Here is a 20990-nt window from a genome sequence, read left to right on the forward strand (position 1 = left end):
GCTTGGCCTTCGCTCAGACCGGAACCTTCCAGATGTCATCGGCGTATTCGCGGATGGTCCGATCCGCCGAGAACCAGCCAACTCTGGCTGTGTTCAGCACACTGGCGCGGCTCCATGCGGAAGGCTCCTGCCACAGCTCATCGACCCGCCGCTGGGTTGCCCAGTATGAATCGAAGTCCCCAGCGACCATGAATGTATCATCGGACGACAGGGCGTGAATCAGCGAGTCGAACCGATGAGGGTCATCCGGAGAGAAGGCACCTGCCGAAATCAGGCTGATGGCGTTCTCAAATCGAGCCGACCATCCTGCCCGGTCGCGGTGCAGCCCGGCTTTGCGATAGGTCTCGACCTCTTCGGCGGTCATTCCGAAGATGAAGATGTTCTCCTCCCCAACGCATTCGCGGATTTCAATGTTCGCCCCGTCGAGGGTGCCGATCGTAAGAGCGCCGTTCAGGGCGAGCTTCATGTTGCCGGTGCCGGAGGCCTCCATGCCAGCCGTCGAGATCTGCTCGGACAGGTCTGCCGCCGGGATGATCGTCTCGGCCAGGCTGACATTGTAGTTGGGAAGAAAAACAACCTTCAGACGGCCGGCCACAACAGGGTCTGAATTGACGATCTTGGCGACATCGTTGGCAAGCTTGATGATCAGCTTTGCGCGGTGGTAGCTTGCAGCAGCCTTACCAGCAAAGATCTTGACCCGCGGCACCCAGTGCCGCCCGGGCTCTGACCGGATGGCATCGTAGAGAGCAACCACTTCCAGGATGTTGAGAAGCTGGCGCTTATACTCGTGGATGCGCTTGATGTGGATGTCGAACAGGGCACTCGGGTCGATCTGCACGCCTGTCCGATCAGCCACGAGCTTAGCCAAGCTGATCTTCGATGCGCTGCGCTGGCTCCTGAATCGGTCTTGGAAGGCGCTGTCGTCGGCAAGCCTCTCCAGTTTGATCAGTGCTCCTGGATCATCCAGGACAGCCTCACCCAGTTCCTGCGTCAGGAGCTGGGTCAATTGTGGGTTCGCCTGATGCAGCCATCGACGGAAGGTGATGCCGTTCGTTTTGTTGACGATACGACCCGGGTAAAGAGCGTTCAGATCACGGAACACCGTCTGGCGCATGAGGTCAGTATGGAGCGCCGAGACGCCATTGACCTTGTGGGCGCCGATGAACGCGAGATGGCCCATCCGCACATACCGGCCCTGGCTCTCGTCGATTACCGAGACGGCCTTGATAAGCTCGATATCGGCCGACCGGCGGATCAAGGGTTCCAGATGCAGCCAATTGATATGGTAGATGATCTGGAGATGCCGTGGCAGAAGCTGCTCCATCAGCGACACGGGCCAGCGCTCGAGGGCCTCGGGCATGAGGGTGTGGTTCGTGTAATTCAGTGTCCTGGTCGCGATGGCCCAGGCGTCGTCCCACGCCAGATGGCGCTCATCGACCAGTAGGCGCATCAGCTCCGCCACGGCGAGAGCCGGATGGGTATCGTTGAGCTGGATCGCCGCGTGATCCGGTAGGGTGTGGAGATCCCCATGCAGCCGGGTGTGCCGGGCCAGCAGGTCCTGCAGCGACGCCGAGGTGAAGAAGAACTCCTGGCGCAGGCGCAGCTCCCGGCCTGCCTCCGTCTCGTCGCCGGGATAGAGCACGCGGGAGATCGCTTCGGCTCGGGCCCGGTCGGCAAGGGCGCCCACATGATCGCCTGAATTGAAGGCATCAAGCCGCAGCGGCTCGGCGGCCCGCGCCGACCACAGCCTCAGAGTATTGACGTGGCGTCCGCGCCAGCCCACCACAGGGGTATCAAAGGCGACGGCCTGAACGGTTTCGGCAGGCTTCCAGGCGAAGCGTGTCGGCCTGCCCGATGCAGGGAATTCCTCGACGAAGCCGCCAAACGTCACCCGGTAAACCAGATCTGACCGCTCGAACTCCCATGGATTTTCGCGGATAAGCCAGTCTTCGGGGAGTTCCTGCTGCCATCCATCACGGAGTTCCTGGCGGAACAGGCCGTGCTCATAGCGGATCCCGTAGCCATAGGCCGGAACCTCAAGGCTCGCCATGCTCTCCATGAAGCATGCGGCGAGCCGGCCGAGGCCACCGTTTCCAAGGGCAGCATCAGGCTCGATGGCCCGGATACGATCAAGATCGACGCCCAGCCCGGCGAGGGCATCCCTCGCGCAATCCGTCAGGCGGAGATTGTTCAGGGTGTCGGATAGAAGCCGCCCGATCAGGAACTCGAGCGAGAAATAGCAGACCTGCTTGTCCCCTGCCTGGTTCCGCCCCTTGGAAACCATCCACCGGTCCATGGCGCGGTCGCGCACGGCCAGAGCCGTTGCGGTGAACCAGTCATGGTCAGTCGCATGGGCGGGATCTGTGCCGACGTCATAAGTCAGCTTTGCCAGGATCGCCTGCTGAAACGCTTCCGTTTCGGTGCCGCTGGCCGGACGTGCCGGCTCGCTCGCCCGATAGGCAGGCTCCGCCTCGTCCTGGTGAGCGGAGGAGGGCACTAAGCTTTGGTCGAAACTCTCCACAGGCAACCCCTAGTCTTCTATTATCAAGCAAGAAATGATCTGGCTTGTATTTTGTCTTCATCCTTTTGCCAGACCGATAGCAACTTCAGAATGATACTCAACAATAGTTATCAAATCATCCTGAAAGCGTGACGCCTCGCCGCAGTTCAGGACTAATTTTACCTTACGGCCAAGCTCCGCTGGAAAAGATGTGAATGCCCCACAGCTTATTTTGGGTCCACGGGAACTGCCTCTGGTCCGGATGGTTTTAACCTTCACCATTCGATCAAGGTCAGAGCATGGCCGACGTCCCAGACATCACGCGAGAAGCACAGGAGCGGGCAGCTCCGTCTCTGATGGAGAGCGGGCTGAAAGCGCCGGATCTATCTCTTGAGAAAGCCAAGAGGCCACCCCGCACGAGCCGGAGCAGGAGACAGGCTTCCTCGTCGTCCCAGCAGCGCCTCGTGGTAGTCTCGAACCGGGTTCCCGTGCCTGGAGTGGGTGCAAGCAAGGCAGGAGGCCTGACTGTCGCGCTTGAGGGAGCGCTGAAGCGAAGCGGTGGCCTCTGGTTCGGCTGGTCCGGTGAGACAGTCGAAAACCCCACGGATCAGGCGAAGGTCGTACAGTCCGGCAACATCACCTTCGCTGTTTTGGACCTCTCTCAACGGGACTACGACGAATATTATGCAGGCTTCGCCAACCGTGCCTTGTGGCCGGTCTGCCACTACCGGCTCGATCTTGTGCAGATCGAACGGCAGGAACTAAACGGATATTTCCGGGTGAACCGAGCCTTTGCGGCCTCTCTCGCGCCGTTGTTGCGGCCCGATGACGTCATCTGGGTTCATGATTATCATTTCATTCCCTTGGCAGCGGAGCTCCGGCGACTGGGCTTCAAGAACCGGATGGGCTTTTTCCTCCACATTCCATGGCCACCGTCGGATGTGGCCAGCGCTCTGCCGGCTTATCAGCAGCTTCTTCATGGCTTCGGTGCCTACGATCTGGTCGGCTTTCACACGCCGCAAGATGCGGAGAACTTCCAGCGCTGCCTGGTCCGCGAGAACATCGGATCCGCCATCGGAACCGGAGAACACCAGATCAATGACCATAAAGTTCGGATCGGCGCATTCCCGGTCGGGATCGACACGGAGTCCTTTGCCCGCGCGGCCGCCAGTGCGGAGCGTAATGCCCTCGTGCACCGAACCAAGGCCAGCCTGGGAGATCGGGACCTGATCATCGGGGTGGATCGGCTCGACTATTCGAAAGGCTTGAAGCAAAGGATCGAGGCATTCTCGTGCTTTGTCCGTTCCAACCCGGACTTCCGCAACCGGGTTACCTATATCCAGATCACACCGAAGTCGCGCTCGGATGTTCCCGAGTACCAGCGGATGCAGCGTGAGATCGCGGAGCAGGCCGGATGGACCAACGGAAGCCTTGGCGAGGTGGATTGGACTCCGGTCCGCTATGTCAACAGAACGGTCGGACATGCGGCTCTCGCTGGCTTGTACCGCATGTCCCGGATCGGCCTCGTGACACCGTTGCGGGATGGAATGAACCTGGTAGCCAAAGAATTCGTCGCGGCCCAGCAGCCGGATGATCCCGGCGTCCTGATCCTATCGCGCTTTGCAGGCGCGGCGCACGAGCTTGATGGTGCGGTTCTCGTCAATCCTTATGATACGGAGGCATGCGCTACGGCCATCGCAAGGGCTCTCCGGATGCCGCTGGAGGAAAGGCGGGAGCGGTGGGAATCGATGATGGTCCGGCTGCGGACCAACACGGTCGACGCGTGGTGTCAGAACTTCCTCAATAGTCTGGGAGATGCATTAGAGCCCCAAATCTCGCCCGATCCGGAGAGTAACCGAGTTCCAAACGCCGATGCTGCACCGGCTTAGGGAAGACCGGTTCCTTCCAGTTACGCATGAATTAGGCGAGACACGGGTGCTGAGCGGATCACGAGCGATCTCGATAGGAACAGGAACCAAAGGCAAGGGGGGCTGTTTCTGACAGGGAGACTCTGCCGGTCAAGCCTTGATCTTTTCTGTGCCGGTGGTGAGCTCGTTCCAGGTTGATCCAATCGAACAGCGACAGGGCCGAACCGTGTCACCAGCCGACAGCCTCCTTGCAAGCTCCCAGACAGCACGGACAAAGGGCGTGAGCCAGAAGGCTCCGCGGATCTATTACGTGCACCCGCTGCTGGCAGGGCCCTTGGACGGCTGGGATGACATCCTCGATCATGCAGCGTCCCTGGGCTTCGACACGATCCTGATGGCTCCGCCGTTCGAGCCGGGACATGGCGGCAGCGTCTTCCTGCCACGTGACATGACCCGCCTTCACCCGAAACTCGGTCATCACGAAGCAATCGAGGGTCTTGCACGGCTTGCTGAGAGAGCCAATGCGCGAAAGCTCACCCTGTCGCTCGACATTGTCATCGACCGGGTCGCCGCCGACAGCATCTTCGCCCGCAAACTCGGCCTGACCGTCTCAAACCTGGATACCCTCGATCCGCGGCAGGACCCGGCTGAAAGGGAAGCGGTCCTTGTTCCATTTGAAGACGACGATCATCCACATCTGAGGAATTTGGCTACGCGCCTGCAGGCACTTGTCGCCGCAGGAATTTCCGGTTTTCGTTGTCTCCACTGGGACAGGGTTCCCGCATCCGCTTTGAGGCGCTTCATAGCTGACGTCAGAGGAGGCGCGCCCGGGGTGCGCTTCCTTGCCTGGACTCCTGGCACCAATTTTCAAGCAAGGCAGGCGCTCGATGGTGCGGGTTTTGACGGGACGTTCTCTTCCCTGTGCTGGTGGGACCTGAGAGACAACTGGATTGCCGACGAGTACGAACAGCTGAGAAGCATCGGCTACGAGATCGCCTTCCCGGAAGTTCCCTTCGACAAGCGCATCACCCATGCGGTGGAACCTCTCGATGTGCTGGAGCGGCGCGCAACCCGTGCATTGCGGCTGGCCGCGTCCGTGGGAGATGGTCTCCTCATTCCCATGGGCTTCGAGTTCGGCTGCCGGGACAGGTTCGACCCGACCCGCGGCGATGGAGCGGGGCTCACAGGATTGCAAGATCGGGGCAGCTTTGATCTCACGGGGGAGCTCCGTGAGGCCAACCAGTCGCTCGCTCGCAGCAATGAGCAATTTGTCCGCAAGCCTCTGCATCTCGTGGTGGGGCATGCCTCTCCCGTGACCACTTTACTGAGGACCGATGCAGAAGATGCACGGCAGAGCAAGGCGGCCCGTCTGATCATCGCGAATGCCGATCTCCGCCGAACCGCCCAGGCCACAGGTGCGTTCGTGGCATCTGAGAGCGGCGCCCAGTTTATGCCGTTTCGCGAAGTGGGCGAGGGCGGCCTTGAACTTACTCCGACGACCGTGGTCAAACTTCAGCCAGGAGAGGTCCGGATCTTGGAAGGCCATCCCCTAAGGGCGGTGCAGGGGGCCGTCTCCGTACCGACCGTCGAACAGGCAATTGAGGCGCCGCGGCTCGTCATCGAGAATATCACGCCCGCAGTCGATGGTGGCGAGTTCCCGGTCAAGCGGATCGTCGGCGAAGTGGTCAGAGTTGAAGCTGACGTCTTCGGAGATGGGCATGACCCTCTTGCGGCCGCTTTGGCTTGGAGGGCGATCGATGAGGAGCAGTGGCGCGAGACCCGCATGACCCCTCTGGTCAATGATCGCTGGTATGCGGAATTCCCCCTGGAGCGGCTCGGTCGACATGAATTCGCGGTTCTCGCATGGCGCGATCCTTTTGCGATCTTTCGGTCAGAGTTGGAAAAGAAATACGCTGCCGGTCTCGACGTGACACTGGAATTGGAGGAGGGGCGCCTCCTCGTCGAAAAGGCGAGGGCCGAGGCCAAGGGCGATGTCGCCGATCGTGTTCATGCGCTGGCTGAGAGGCTCGTCGGCGCGGATTATGACGCGCGTCTCGAGCTCCTTTTGGCGCCCGAGACGTCGGACGCCATGACAGAGGCGGACCGACGCCCCTTCACGATGCGCTCCCGGGCTATCCCGGTCGATGCCGAGCGGACAGCCGCCGGGTTCGCGAACTGGTACGAGTTGTTCCCGCGCTCGATGAGCGACGATCCCAACCGCCACGGCACGTTCGACGATGTGATTCGCAAGCTCCCATATATCCGCGACATGGGGTTCGACGTTCTCTATTTGACGCCCATCCATCCCATCGGTCGAACGCATCGGAAAGGGCGCAACAACAGCCTTAGCGCCGGTCCTGATGATCCGGGAAGTCCCTATGCCATCGGTTCGGAGGCGGGCGGCCATGATGCCATCCATCCCGAACTCGGCACCTTCGAGGATTTCCGGCGTCTCGTCGCAGCTGCAGCCGATCACGGGCTGGAGCTGGCGCTCGACATCGCCGTTCAGGCTTCCCCGGATCACCCTTGGCTGAAGGAGCATCCGGACTGGTTCGACTGGCGGCCGGATGGATCGATCAAGTATGCCGAGAATCCTCCCAAGAAGTACGAGGACATCGTCAACGTCGACTTTTATGCCAAGGGCGCGATGCCGTCCCTGTGGCTTGAGCTGCGCGACACCATTCTGCTCTGGGTCGAGAACGGCGTGAAGCTCTTCCGGATCGACAATCCCCATACGAAGCCGTTTCCATTCTGGGAATGGCTGATCGGGGAGGTGCGCCGCGACCACCCGGACGTCGCCTTCCTGTCTGAGGCCTTCACGCGGCCGAAGATCATGTACAGGCTCGCGAAGATCGGCTTCTCGCAGTCCTACACCTACTTCACATGGCGGAACGCGAAAGGGGAGATGGCGGAGTACCTGACCGAACTTTCGCAGACGGGGCCTAAGGATTTCTTCCGGCCGCATTTCTTCGTGAACACGCCCGATATCAACCCGGACTTCCTGCAGAATGCGCCCCGGTCCGCCTACCTGATCCGCGCGGCGCTCGCGACGACGCTGTCAGGCCTTTGGGGAATGTACAGCGGCTTCGAGCTCTGCGAAGGGCGGCCCGACGCCAAGAAGAAGGAATACGCCGACAGCGAAAAATATGAGATCCGCGCCTGGGACTGGGACCGGTCCGGCAACATCATTCGGGAAATCTCGATCCTGAACCGGATCCGGCGCGACAATCCGGCCCTGCATTCGCACCTCAACGTCTCATTTCTGAATGCCTGGAACGACAACATCCTCTTCTTCGAGAAGGCGACGCCCGGGCGTGAGAATGTTCTGCTCGTGGCGGTCAGTTTCGATCCCAACAACGTGCAGGAGGCCGATGTGGAGCTGCCCCTCTGGAAGTTCGGCCTGCCGGATCACGGCTCCTTGGTTGTTGAAGACCTCGTGCGTCACCACCGCTTCACCTGGACGGGCAAGTACCAGCGCATCCGCTGCGATCCGGGCGAGCTTCCTTTCTCGATCTGGCGCATTGCCCCGAAGGACTGACAAGAATGCTCAAGAAGAACGACACGTCCCTCAAGAGCGACACCTCCCTTGGAACAGATCCGCTCTGGTACAAGGATGCGATCATCTACCAGCTGCATGTGAAGTCGTTCTTCGATGCCAACAACGATGGTATCGGCGACTTCGCCGGCCTGCTCGCCAAGCTGGATTACATTGCCTCTCTCGGCGTCAACACGATCTGGCTGCTGCCCTTCTATCCATCGCCGCGGCTCGATGACGGCTATGACATCGCCGAGTACCGGGATGTCAGTCGCGACTACGGCACCTTGAAGGAATTCAAGACCTTCGTGCGTGAAGCCCATGCTCGAGGGCTGCGCGTCATCACGGAACTGGTGATCAACCACACCTCGGATCAGCACCCCTGGTTCCAGCGCGCCCGTCTAGCGAAGCCCGGTTCGCGGGAACGCGACTTCTATGTCTGGTCCGATACGGATCAGAAGTATCCGGAGACCCGGATCATCTTCCTCGATACCGAGAAGTCGAACTGGACCTGGGATCCAGCGGCAGGTGCCTATTTCTGGCACCGATTCTATTCGCACCAGCCTGATCTCAATTTCGACAATCCGCGTGTTCTCAAGGAAGTTCTGAGCGTCATGCGGTTCTGGCTCGATATGGGCATCGACGGGCTGCGCCTCGATGCGATCCCTTATCTTGTCGAGCGGGAGGGCACCAATAACGAGAACCTTCCCGAGACCCATGTGGTCCTCAAGAAGATCCGCGCGGCGCTCGATGACACCTATCCCGACCGGATGCTGCTGGCGGAGGCTAACCAATGGCCGGAGGATACCCAGGAGTATTTCGGCGATGGCGACGAATGCCATATGGCGTTCCACTTCCCGCTGATGCCGCGCATGTACATGGCCATCGCCAAGGAAGACCGTTTTCCCATCACGGACATCCTGCGTCAGACGCCGGAAATTCCTGAGAACTGCCAGTGGGCGATCTTTCTCCGCAACCATGACGAGCTGACACTCGAGATGGTGACCGACGAGGAACGCGACTACCTCTGGAACACATATGCGGCCGACAAGCGCGCCCGCATCAATCTCGGCATCCGCCGCCGCCTCGCGCCTCTCATGCAGCGGGACCGCCGGCGCATCGAGCTGATGAATGCGCTCCTTCTGTCCATGCCCGGAACGCCCGTCGTCTATTACGGCGACGAGATCGGGATGGGCGACAACATCTACCTCGGCGACCGGGACGGCGTCCGTACGCCGATGCAATGGTCGCCAGACCGCAACGGCGGCTTCTCGAGGGCCGATCCGGCAAGCCTCGTGCTGCCGGCGATTATGGATCCGGTCTATGGTTTCGAATCCGTCAATGTGGAGGCGCAGAGCCGCGACCAGCATTCGCTCCTGAACTGGATGCGCCGCATGCTGATGCTCCGCCGCAATCATCATGCTTTCGGTCGCGGCACGTTCCGGCTTCTGTATCCGGCTAACCGCAAGGTCTTGGCCTATCTGCGCGAGCACGAGGATGAGACGATCCTATGCGTCGCGAACCTGTCGCGGACGCCGCAGGCGGTCGAACTCGACCTGTCGGCGTTTGCCGGTCGGATCCCGGTCGAAATGACCGGCCCGTCGCCGTTCCCTCCCATCGGCCAGCTGACATACCTGCTGACCCTTCCGCCCTATGGCTTCTATTGGTTCCAGCTCACGACGGAAGCCGAGAGCCCGCAATGGAGGACGGCCCCGCCGGAGCAGCTGACCGAGTTCGAAACCCTGGTTCTGCGAGGCGGCCTGCAGGGAGGTTTGGAAGAGCGGCATCTGCAGATTGTCGCTCGGGACATCCTGCCCACCTATCTGCCGATCCGGCGCTGGTTTGCCTCCAAAAACGAGACACTGCATGGAGCACGCGTCCCCTGGACGGTGCCGATGCCGTTCGCCGAAGATGTTCTGATGGCCGAGGTCGAGGCGAGCGTCGGCAAGCGCACGGAGCGCTACTTCATGCCGTTGGGCATTGCATGGGAAAGCGCCGGCGGGCTGCCGCTGCCGCAGCAGCTTGCTCTGGCTCGGGTCCGCAGAGGACCTCGGGTGGGTTTCCTGACGGATGGCTTTGCCGTCGACCGTTGGGCATATGCGATCCTGCAAGCCTTGTGCGAGAGATCGACAGTGAAGACTCCGGACGGAGAGATCCGGTTCGAAGGCACTCCCGAACTCGACTGCATGCAGGTCTCGCAGGATGCCCCAATCCGCTGGCTTTCGGCCGAGCAGTCGAACAGCTCGTTGATTGTCGGCGATCTTGCGATGATCAAGCTCGTCCGCCGCGTGTTTGCCGGTACTCATCCGGAAGCGGAGATGACGCAGTACCTGACGAAGGTCGGCTACGAGAACTCCGCTCCTCTCCTGGGGCAGGTCCTGCGGGTCTCCGAGGATGGAACGCCTCATACCCTCGCAATCGTCCAGGGCGCCATCCGCAACCAGGGCGACGCCTGGAACTGGATGCTCGAGAACCTGAAGCGCACCCTCGATGAGTATGAGCTGATCGAGAACGAAACGGTCCCGGAGGAGGGGATCTTCACCACCCTTGAAAACTTCGCCGAAGTCGTGGGGCAGCGCCTCGGTGAGTTGCATGTGGCCTTGGCTGCACAGACGGACGACCAAGCCTTCGCGCCGACCGAGGCCAGCGCTCGTGATATCGGAGTCTGGACGACGAGGGCTAAGGAGCAACTCGTGTCTGCTCTCGATATCCTGAATGGGGCTCGTGGGGATCTGGATCCCGAGACCCGTGCGCTCGCCGACAGCATTCTGGAGCATCGTGACGAGCTGATCGCATCCGTCGAGCGGCTTGCGGAGACCGGCCGCGGGACGCTGCTGACACGGATCCATGGTGACTTCCACTTCGGCCAGGTGCTTGTCTCGCAGGGCGACGCCTACATTATCGACTTTGAGGGCGAGCCCGTGCGCGAGCTGGAAGAAAGGCGCGCGAAGACGAGCCCACTTCGGGACGTGGCCGGATTGCTGCGCTCCCTTGATTACGTGGCCGTCACCGCGTCGATGCCTGAGGAGGATATCTCGTCTCAACAGTTTCGAGAGATCCGGGGCTCGTTGCTCAAGAACTTCTATGCAGGAGCTCAAAAGGCTTTCCTGGACGCCTACTGGGATGCTACTGCTCAGGCTCCACATCTCGGTCTCTCGCCTGACAGGCACAGTTCTCTCCTTGATCTTTTCCTGCTCGAGAAGGCTGCCTACGAGGTCCAGTATGAGGCCTCCAACCGCCCCAAATGGTTGGCGATCCCCCTTCAGGGTTTGTCCGACATTGTGCAACGCCTCGCAGAAGAGGGCCGCGGAGGACATGAATGACGCCCGGACGTGACGATCTCCTCGCCGGCATCGAGCCAGGCAGCGTTCAGGCCTTGGTCGAGGGGCGACATGGCGATCCATTCTCGATTCTCGGTCAGCATTCTGCGGACGGCGGAAGCATCGTCCGCGTCTTCATGCCGGGTGCCAAGTCCGTCGAGGTTCTGCGGCGTGAGGCAGATGGAGAGCCTGGCCGGCTTCACCTCGTGCATGCGGATGGCCTGTTCGCCGGAAGGATCGACCATCGAGACGCCTACAGGCTGCGTATTCACTGGCCAGACACCGTGCAGGAGCTGGAAGATCCCTACAGCTTCGGCCTGCTCCTCGGCGATCTCGATCTGCATCTGATCGGGCAGGGCACTCACTACGAACTCGGCTCCGTCCTCGGCGCGCAGCCCATAACCATCGACGGTGTCACCGGTGTGCGATTTGCCGTCTGGGCTCCCAACGCCCTTCGTGTCTCAGTGGTGGGTGATTTCAACAGCTGGGATGGACGGCGCAATCCCATGCGACTGCGCCGGGAGGCGGGAGTCTGGGAGCTCTTCATAGCGCGTCTCGGCCCCGGCGAACGCTACAAATTCGAGATCATCGGGCCGCATGGACAATTGCTGCCGCAGAAGGCCGATCCGATTGCACGGGCGGCCGAAGCTGCTCCCGGTTCGGCATCGGTCGTCGCACGGTCGGAGCCTTTCCCCTGGACGGACTCGGAGTGGATGGAAACAAGGGCGGCGCGCCAGACGGAGATCTCACCGATCTCGGTCTATGAGGTCCATGCCGGTTCCTGGATGCGATTGGAGCAGGAAGGGAACCGCAGCCTCGATTGGACTGAACTGGCAGACCGCCTGATTCCCTATGTGTCGGGGCTGGGCTTTACCCACATCGAGCTCCTGCCCATCACGGAACATCCTTTCGGAGGCTCATGGGGTTATCAGCCCCTTGGCCTCTTCGCCCCGACCGGACGGTACGGCACACCGGAAGATTTCGCGGAGTTCGTGAACCGCTGCCATGAGGCCGGACTGGGAGTGATCCTCGACTGGGTTCCGGCTCACTTCCCGACCGACGTCTGGGGGCTTGCGCAATTCGATGGAACGGCGCTCTACGAGCATCACGATCCCAGGGAAGGCTTCCACCAGGATTGGAACACCCTGATCTACAATCTCGGCCGCAACGAGGTGAAAGGCTTCCTAATCGCCAGTGCATTGTTCTGGCTGGAGCGCTTTCACATCGACGCACTTCGGGTCGATGCCGTCGCATCGATGCTCTACCGCGACTACAGCCGGAAGGCGGATGAGTGGATCCCGAACAAGTACGGCGGCAGAGAAAATCTCGAAGCCATCGAATTCTTCAGGCACCTGAACAGCATCGTGGCCCAACGATGCCATGGTGCGATCACGATCGCAGAGGAGTCCACCGCCTGGCCCGGCGTGACCCGGCCGCCCGAAGAGGGTGGGCTCGGCTTCACGTTCAAGTGGAACATGGGCTGGATGCACGACACGCTCCATTACGTGGAGCAGGACCCCATCTACCGGAGCTACAATCACGGCGCCTTCACGTTCGGCATGGTCTACGCCTTTTCCGAGCGCTTCATCCTTCCCCTGTCGCATGATGAGGTCGTGCACGGGAAAGGCTCGCTGATCCGGAAGATGCCGGGCGACGAATGGCAGCGGTTTGCAAATCTCAGGGCCTATTTCGGATACATGTGGGCCCATCCCGGCAAGAAGCTTCTCTTCATGGGAGGCGAGATCGCGCAGGAGCGGGAGTGGAACCACGATGCTTCGGTCTCGTGGGAGCTGCTGGATTATCTGCGGCATTCCGGGATCCAAAGGCTCGTCCGGGATCTCAACCGCATCTATGCGGCCGAACCGGCACTCCACGGCACCGACAGCGATCCTGATGGTTTCGAGTGGGCGGTAGTGGATGATTCCGGGAACTCAGTTTTCGCCATGTTGCGGCTGGCAAAGGACGGCAGTTCGATCATCCTTGCTGTCAGCAACATGACTCCCGTTCCAAGAGTGTCCTATCGCATTGGTGTGCCCAGGGCAGGGGTCTGGCATGAAATTCTCAATACGGATGCGGAGATCTATGGCGGAAGCAATTTCGGGAATGGCGGCGCTCTGCAGGCCGAGGATGTTCCATCCCACGGACGCCCCTTCTCCTTAAGCCTCGTGCTCCCGCCATTGAGCACGATTCTGCTTCGGTGGGGTTAGCCGAACCTTTGGCTCTAGGTTCCTCAGAATACGTCGTCCTTCTGGAAGCAAGGGGCCGCACCTTCATGCTCATGAAACGCAAAGGTGCAACGGTGTTCGAGCGCAAACTCGGCAATACGTCTGAGTGCTTCCTGAGACCCGTATGAAAGCGTCACCTCACCGAACATCTGCGCCAGCACATCTTCCGGGATCGCAAGACTCGCTCCAGGATCCAAATGGTCAAGCTTCTGAGCCAGATCCTCTTTCGTCATTCAGGCCTCCATCTCTGTCCTGTACAGTACCAAACTTTTCAGCCAGGGAACCAGAGTCTGCGTTTGTGACGGGAAGCTGTTCGAGGGCAGCAGGAAACATGTTCCCGTACTCGGCATTGACCCGACGTCTGAAGGAGAGAAACCATCATGACCCAGGACAAGACCGGACCAGATGCGGCGCCTCGCATCGGACTCGATCTCGGCCGCCAGATTTCCGACGATACGAGCGGCGGTCAGCGGAAGGATCAGCAGTCCAACGCCAGCGAAGAGACTATTCGCCAGAGAGCCTACGAGATATGGGAGAGCGAGGGACGAGCGGGCGACCCGCATGATCACTGGTACAGGGCAGAGCGTGAACTGAACCGAGGTCGGTCGCAAGAATCCGTCGCGACCGTCGAGGATGCACCCCCGGCCGCAGCCGTCGGCGCGATGGAGGCTGTGACCGAGCAGCCCGCCGGAGAGGGTAGTGCCCAGAAAAAAGCCCGGCGCAAGCGCACCGGCTAAAGGCCAAGGCTTACCCTATTGTCCCGTCTGCAGCGGCTACCTCTCGATCTTGGCAGGACGAACACGGGGTAGCGGCGCTCGTCCAGCTCCGCCTCTCTCAGGAGAAGGCTTAGGAGGTGAAAGGTTCGGTTCTTTGTCATCGGCCAGTTTGCGGACAGCGTCCCTGTCCCCGACGCGCTTGTCTGCCAGTTCACAGGCGATCCATCGGGTGATCAGCGGTGCCGCGACACTTGTACCATTCATGGCGATGACGGAACTGCTGCGTGTGCCAGCCGCGAGCACGCTCGATTGAACAATGGAGTCATCGCTCACCGTCAGCGCATCGGGTCCGCAGCGATGGGACGCAGCGGCTCCAGTGGGTGTCGTGACCGGTCCGCCTGCGGAATAGGCGGGCGGGCGCAGCTCCTTGCGCATCAGGCCGCCGATCACGATGGTGTCCTTGCCTGTGGCGATCGCATTGATCGAGCCGGCGCGTTTTACGGGGCAGTCCGGATCGTCCTCTTCGAGAGGCTTGCCGTCATGGCCGTAGATCTCGTAGCTGGGGACATCGAAATAGGATTGGCGTCCTCGCCGTGGGTAGCCGACAGGCGCATCGTCCCGCTGCACCCAGGCCTCCACGGCTTGGAGCGCCGATAGCCCCAGGTTCTTCAGAGTCAGGTTCCACAATCCAGCCGGAGCAACCGGATCGGTCGGGACGGGTGACTTCTCTGCCTCAAGCCGCGTGGTTGGCTGCAGGGAGATCAGGAACATGCCGCGCCCCGTAGGCGCAGGGAAGAAATGGTATCGTGCCTCGCAGATAACCTTTCCGCCAATCTCATACTGAAGATAATCGCTGTCGTTCTCCTCAAGCGGGGGGCTGACGTCGCCTTGTGGTGTCGCAATGGTCAGCTCTACCCGGTTTGCTGCAGCGGCGGGGGGCGGTGGAAGCCATATTTCGACGAAGCTCGGCGTGAGATCGTCAGGCAGCACGCGCAGGGGCAGGGTCGCCTGATCGCCCGCGGCTTGAAAAGAGACCGTTGCGTGGGCGCGCGCCAGATGGCTGTTTCCGGAGGGAATGACCACGCGCATCGGTTTGTTGCCGGGAGTGTTGTTGTGGTCGCTGAGAATCCTGTCGAAGGCCAACTCGATCTCGTGGGTGCCGTCATGGGGCCCGGCCAGCAGTCCATAGCTGAAATTGACCACGACCGGCAGGCTCAGGCCCGGTCCTGCGATAGCCTGGGCTCTGTTGCGAATGTACTCCAAGGCTTTGACGGCATAAGGCGCGAGGCTGGCGCCGGACGAGTCGGCTGTTGTCGGAGTCGGTAGCTGGACGCAGATGATCCGCCAGTCCGGTGCCTCATTTGGATCCCAGCCGCAGGCAAGATCCATCACATGGGCGCCGTGCGAGGCGCGCCATGCCAGGCTCTTGCGACCATCGAGGGTGAAGTCGGCTACCCCGGCGCGACGGTAGATCTCATCCTCGTCGATGAAGTCACCTTGCCGGCATTTCGTGAGGAGGTCGTCGATGTCCGCCTTAGGAAGCTCGAAGCCATTATCGAAATCAATTGGCACGTTGCCCAAGGGTCCGTGCTGCACCCACACATACTCGACGCGGGTGGTGCCGTCCGCTTTTCGGAAACGTTCATGCGCGAAGGGAATGCCATCGTCGATGATACCGACGATGACGGTGTCCGGCGTCACCCCGGGCGATGGGGATTGAAGCGGTCGAGCGCCCTTATAGCCATGGGGAGCTACGGATGAGGAAGGCAGGGGCGGACCGAGGGTGAAGCGATCCAGGGTCTGGAAGAAGCGGCGAAACTTCCGGTCTTCGATCAACCGGAGGGTCTTGGTAAGAGAAAAAAAACGGACGTCGAAAGGCTCTCCGTCGCGGGGCGGTCGCTTCGGCATGTCGGGGTCTTCAGCGGCGCTTCGCCAGAGGGCCCAGGCTTTCTCATCCCAGGCTTCCGTTTTGCGGCGCACGAGAACCGGAACGCTCTGTTCCTCGACCGACGGCAGCAGGAAATCCTGCAGCCCCGGTCCCAAGGCCCAATGGGAGTAGGGGTCGACGACGGATTGAGCAATAGGATCAATCTTCGGTTGAACGCGCTTCCAGGCCATGGGGCGCTCCTGCTTTCAAGGAATGGGAGAAGTTGTATTCAGGTCCATTCCGCTTTCGCCTTGTCCCAGAGCCAGGTGAGCACATAGGATTTGTGCTGCGGGTCGATCACCTGATCATTGGCTGCATATTCCACGGAATAGGCCGAGGCGCCCTGCATCGATGAGAGGTTCTCCGCCGTCACGTCATAGAGATCATGCCAAGTGAAGTCGGCGTCCTCGGGATATTTCGGGCCTTCGAAGCGCCATGCCCTGTATCCGGTGGCGCCGGAGCAGCGTTTGACGAGGTAATGGCCGAGCGTCAGGCCAAGAACCGCACCGGCGGCGCTGTCGACAGGGAAGTGCACGCCTGCGACGGTCCGGTTGACGGCAATTCTTGACGCAAGACGGAGAAGCTGCGTACGCCAATCCGCGCTGTCGTATCCTGGCCTCGCCTCGGCTCTCATCACGTTCCACAGCACCAGAGCGGCGGCAAACGCCTCCGCCGCATGCCCGCTCGGCAGCGCTCCATGGGCCGGCGTGGCGATCATTGGCTGGATCTGCGGTGAGTATTCGAGCGGCCGGCGGCACGCGAGACCCTGCTTCAGGCGCAGGTGCACGAAAAGCGCCAGCCGCAGGACGGCTGCCAGAAGTTCCAAAGTATGGGGCGTGCGATCCGGATGGAGTTGAGCGATCGAGCTCAAGAAGGCCATGCCGCCGCCGATCTGCGCCAGGATTTCGCTCTGCCGATCACCACGGAGTTCGGCATAGTTGTTCACCAGAGTGAGTTGCGCCTCGAAGATGTCTTGCGTCGGACGGGCCATGAGGATCAAGGGCTTGTAGGTCGGCGCGGGGGCGTTGCCTCCGGCAGGCGTGGGAACCTCGAGGTGCCAGACCGCCATATGGCGTGGATTCATGGTGGCATCTTCCAGCGTGAAACCGAGGCGCGACACCATCTCGGCATCGATGATTGCGGCACGGACCCAGGGCGACCAGCGATCAAGGTTGCTGCTGTCTTCAAGGTCGAGTTGATCGGGAATAGCCGTAGGTGCGCGCCATTGTCCGACGATCCCGTCACGGCTGCGGATAAGAGCATCACTCACGAGGGGGGAATCGTAGGCGGCTCCGCCAATCCCTCCGATCCCACCGATTCCGCCGATCCCACCGATTCCGCCGATGCCTCCTATGCCGCCAATCCCCCCTATGCCTCCAATCCCACCAATTCCCCCGATACCACCGAGCGGGCCAATCCCTGCCGATAAGTAGCTCACGTTGGTTCACTCCCTCTTCCGCAATAACTGCCGCTACTTGGGCACTCCGGCCTGCTGCAGCACGGAGGCCCACTCCTCCCCGATCCTGTACCCGGCACTGGGCGAGCGCTCCCGCCAGCTACTGATCGTGAGATGGGGTTCCAACTGCATGAGCCTTGCCACCGTGCGACGGGCATCCTCGTGCATCCCGAGCTCCCACTGCGCAACCGCCATAGCCCGAAGCGTCGAGGTGTGGGTGCAGTTGGATCGGAGCGAGCGCTGCGCGAGCTTCAAGGCTCGGTCGAACTGATGGGCCGCGAGGTGAGCGGTCGCGGCGAGGGAGTCGTAAAAGTAGCGGTGGGGGTCGAGTGGCGACAGTTTCCGCGCGCGCTGCGTGCAGCCCACAGCCTGCTGCCCTTCGTCCTTGAATGCATGAAGCGTGCCCTTGAGCAGCCAAGCGAGGGAATCGTTCGGATTGTTCAGGAGGGCGAGATCATAGCGCTCCATCGCGGTATCGAGCTTCTTCAGAAGGTTCGTATGGACGAAACCATCGACAGCAAGCGCCAGGGAGCATTGCGGATCTGCATCCAGGGCCTGTTTCGTGCATTGCAGGGCGAGTTGTGCATCCTGCCGGGGATCATCCGACCAGCCTTGCTGAACCCGCAGCACATGCCATTTGGCGAGCCATGCGCGAGGGATGGCCTGACGCGGAGCCCGTTCGATGAGGGCTTCAAGAAGCCTGTGCGCCTCACCGAAGTCATAAGGAGAGAGCCGGTGCATCAAGGCCACGGCGGCCAGCAGCAGCGTATAACTCCGCAGGGTTGGAAGAGCCTGGGACTGAGCCCGCTGGAGCTCGCTCACCATGACCGCTGCATTCACATTGGCGGCGATCTCATCGATGAGGTCCCGCTTGCCGGAAATGATGCCACTTAGCTGGCCCCTGTAACGTGCGGCCCATGCAATCTGTCCCGACTTTGCTTCGGCAAGCTCGGCCTCCACGATAACTTGCCGGTTCTGGATCCGGTAAAAGCCGGAAAGCACGTAGTTGGCGTTGAGATTGGTGCTGACCTGAGCCAGGGATGTTTCCCTGCCGCGAAATACCGTTGTCGACAAGCGTGATATGACGTGCAGCTCAGGAGATCGCGAGAGATCCTGGATCAGCTCCTCCGCCAGCACCTCTCCCAGAATGTGATGCTCATCCTCGGAGTCGTGTGTCGTAAAAGGGACAACGGCAAGCGTCGGAAGCAGATCCTCGAAGAGTGATCCGGCTTCGATCACCGGCCGCGGCCCGGGTGGCCCGATGCGATAAGCGCGCACGGGTTGTGGCATGTGTTTGAGATAGCATTCGCCGAGATCCTCGATATCGGCATCGAGATCAGCCGTGAGCTGGTCGCGCACGTTGGCCGAGATCACGATTTCGCCAGGGCCTGCAAGGGTGAGGATCCGTGCCGCCCGGCTGACACCGATCCCATAGAGATCTGCCTGATCGATAATCACATCGCTGACTTCGATCCCCATCCTGAGCAAGATCTGCTGGGCTGGAGGAAGCGTCTGGTTCTGTCGATTACGTTCCTGCTGAATCGAGAATGCAGCCGAAATGGCAGATCGGACGTCGTCGAAGTCCAGCAGCATTCCATCACCCAACCCTTTCGTGAAGTGGCCGTTGTGATCAGGAAGAATGCGGTTCCGGACCTGCTCGACGAAAGCCAGCCAGCGGGAAATGAATTCCGTCTCGTCCTGCTCGACGAGGCGGACGGATTCGACCACATCGAGGATCAGAACCGCCCGCTTCGCCCGTATGGCGGCAGGGAAGGGATCTTCGGTTTGCTGGCCGATCTGCATTGAAAAAAGCTCGCAACACTGTTTCTGTCCACAGAGTGGCTCAGCTGGGATAACAGACGATGTTGGAAGTCTTTTTTGTTTGATCCTAACGTAATCGGGCCCGGTTTGACAGTCCAGGAGTGGGTATCCAGCCCACCTTCAAGATACGACTGAAGAGTTGTCGGCGCGGCGGTTCCGCCCATGTGAAAAGGCCCGGCATCTGCCGGGCCATTTCTTGAATTGCTGTGATCAGTTGGCGCTTCGGGTGCCATGCTCCAGAACCAAACCTGCGGCGGTTCGGGCAGCAAAACCCTTCCAATAGGTATGCTCGGGCTTGAAGGAGCCGTCCTTGTTGGCCGCGAAGACTCCTTCGCTGGCCCGCTCCACGGGCACGTCCATGTAGCTGCCGAGTTCCTGGTCCGCTTTGACGTAGCGCCCCAGGAAGGCCGTGACGAAGTGTTGGGTGATGTTGTTCATGCGAACCGTGTCCCAAACCGGATCGGCATAATGGTTGAACGGTGTCGAGTTTCCACCCTCGGCCATCTGCCAGCTCTCGACCGGTGCCGGGATGGGGGCCGCGGCGTTGTGGTTGGCGTTCTCGAAGGTCAGCATGAAGCGGTCAGCATTGGAGGTTCCGGTGTAGAGCGCGCGGACACCTTTCTCGTAGCCTGAGACGTCATCCTTGCTGCCGGCGACATAGAGGATCGGCGTCGTGATCCCGGCCAATCCCTCCTGGTTCCAGAAGCCACGCTGCATGCCCCAAGGAGCAATGGCGACCACCGCTTTGATCCGCTCGTCCCGCAGCTTCTTGTGGGTGTCGGATCCAGCAAAATGCACGGACAGCATGCCCGCCGGAACACCTGAATCGTAGGCTACCGCTTCCTTGGTGACTCCGGCGCCGGCAGTGATCACCGCGCCGTATCCGCCCATCGAGTAGCCGATCAGCCCGGTGCGTGAAGTATCGACCAGCCCATTCAGGAAATGGCCGCTTTCCTTCGACAGCTGATCGATCGCGTTGAGCACGAAAACCTGATCGAGGGGGCGGTTGATGAGGGTCGATCCGAACTTGCCCTGATCCGTGTAGGTGGAATCCGCATGATCGATGGATGCGACCGCATAGCCTTTGGTTGCGAGGTTCTCCGCAAGGTGGCTGAGGAGGAAGCGGTTGCCTGGATAGCCATGGCTGATAATCACGAGCGGGTAGGGACTCCCGGCCGCCCGCTTGGGCTCGGCGTCCCGCACCGCTTTGCCATGGAGTGTGACCTGGGTCTTGCCGTCGCGCAGAAACACTCCGGAATAGGCGCCGGGCTGCTTTCCATCCGTCTCCGCCGGGTACCAGACTTCCAGAGTGAGCTTGCGGTCATAGCGCGGAGGGTCCTGGCCGGCTACCGCCTTCAAGACATCGATCTGATTCTTGTTGATCACCTCGATGGTGCGGACGCCGATTCCATGCTCGCCATGCTTCGCGAGGGCCGGCGCGTCGGGGCGGATCAGGTCAATGCGGTTGTGATGGGTCATGTCCTGTGCGGATGATGGAGAGGAAATGGCAAACAGGATCAGGGTCGCCAAAGCTGCACTTCTCACGGGGTTCCTCCAGTGTGATTGAGTGATTGATGGACACCAGCCGGCAGGTCGCTTCCGGACGCGATCATGCATCGGCC

General features: G+C 60.9%; 11 protein-coding genes. 5 read left to right on the forward strand and 6 right to left on the reverse strand.

From position 1 onward, the window contains the following. Positions 1-13 precede the first annotated feature (13 nt). Complete coding sequence (locus FHR70_RS13515; protein WP_183450950.1) at positions 14-2497, reverse strand: glycogen/starch/alpha-glucan family phosphorylase; 2484 nt, start codon at positions 2495-2497, stop codon at positions 14-16. A 302-nt stretch (positions 2498-2799) separates the two neighbouring features. Here FHR70_RS13515 and otsA point away from each other — a divergent pair, with 302 nt between their 5' ends. The 4 genes from otsA to glgB all read left to right on the forward strand — a co-directional run bounded on the left by otsA (position 2800) and on the right by glgB (position 13430). Beyond that, complete coding sequence (gene otsA, locus FHR70_RS13520) at positions 2800-4389, forward strand: alpha,alpha-trehalose-phosphate synthase (UDP-forming) (RefSeq protein WP_246408147.1); 1590 nt, start codon at positions 2800-2802, stop codon at positions 4387-4389. A gap of 259 nt (positions 4390-4648) precedes the next feature. Beyond that, on the forward strand, positions 4649-7906 hold the full coding sequence (locus FHR70_RS13525; RefSeq protein ID WP_183450952.1) for a maltotransferase domain-containing protein: 3258 nt from the start codon (positions 4649-4651) through the stop codon (positions 7904-7906). 5 nt (positions 7907-7911) lie between these two features. Then, on the forward strand, positions 7912-11226 hold the full coding sequence (gene treS / locus FHR70_RS13530; protein ID WP_183450954.1) for a maltose alpha-D-glucosyltransferase: 3315 nt from the start codon (positions 7912-7914) through the stop codon (positions 11224-11226). Next, the gene (gene glgB, locus FHR70_RS13535) at positions 11223-13430 is read left to right on the forward strand and encodes a 1,4-alpha-glucan branching protein GlgB (protein ID WP_183450956.1); all 2208 of its coding nucleotides are present in this window, start codon (positions 11223-11225) and stop codon (positions 13428-13430) included. Before treS ends, glgB begins: the two co-directional genes overlap by 4 nt. Positions 13431-13453: 23 nt before the next feature. On the opposite strand, the gene FHR70_RS13540 is transcribed toward glgB, so the two are convergent. Next, positions 13454-13681: a hypothetical protein gene (locus FHR70_RS13540; protein ID WP_183450958.1), complete on the reverse strand. Its 228-nt coding sequence runs from the start codon at positions 13679-13681 to the stop codon at positions 13454-13456. 147 nt (positions 13682-13828) lie between these two features. Between FHR70_RS13540 and FHR70_RS13545 the strand changes: the two genes are divergently transcribed. Then, complete coding sequence (locus FHR70_RS13545; RefSeq protein ID WP_183450960.1) at positions 13829-14185, forward strand: DUF2934 domain-containing protein; 357 nt, start codon at positions 13829-13831, stop codon at positions 14183-14185. A gap of 36 nt (positions 14186-14221) precedes the next feature. On the opposite strand, the gene FHR70_RS13550 is transcribed toward FHR70_RS13545, so the two are convergent. The 4 genes from FHR70_RS13550 to FHR70_RS13565 form a co-directional block, all read right to left on the reverse strand. Further along, positions 14222-16282: a S8/S53 family peptidase gene (locus tag FHR70_RS13550; protein WP_183450962.1), complete on the reverse strand. Its 2061-nt coding sequence runs from the start codon at positions 16280-16282 to the stop codon at positions 14222-14224. A 38-nt stretch (positions 16283-16320) separates the two neighbouring features. Further along, complete coding sequence (locus FHR70_RS24525; protein ID WP_183450964.1) at positions 16321-17361, reverse strand: phosphatase PAP2 family protein; 1041 nt, start codon at positions 17359-17361, stop codon at positions 16321-16323. A gap of 201 nt (positions 17362-17562) precedes the next feature. Beyond that, on the reverse strand, positions 17563-19350 hold the full coding sequence (locus FHR70_RS13560) for an adenylate/guanylate cyclase domain-containing protein (protein WP_183450966.1): 1788 nt from the start codon (positions 19348-19350) through the stop codon (positions 17563-17565). Between the two features lie 228 nt (positions 19351-19578). Next, positions 19579-20913 (reverse strand): poly(ethylene terephthalate) hydrolase family protein, encoded by a 1335-nt coding sequence (locus FHR70_RS13565; protein ID WP_210277609.1) that lies wholly within the window; start codon positions 20911-20913, stop codon positions 19579-19581. Positions 20914-20990: the final 77 nt, after the last annotated feature.

Source organism: Microvirga lupini (assembly GCF_014191055.1).
Classification (GTDB): domain Bacteria; phylum Pseudomonadota; class Alphaproteobacteria; order Rhizobiales; family Beijerinckiaceae; genus Microvirga; species Microvirga lupini_A.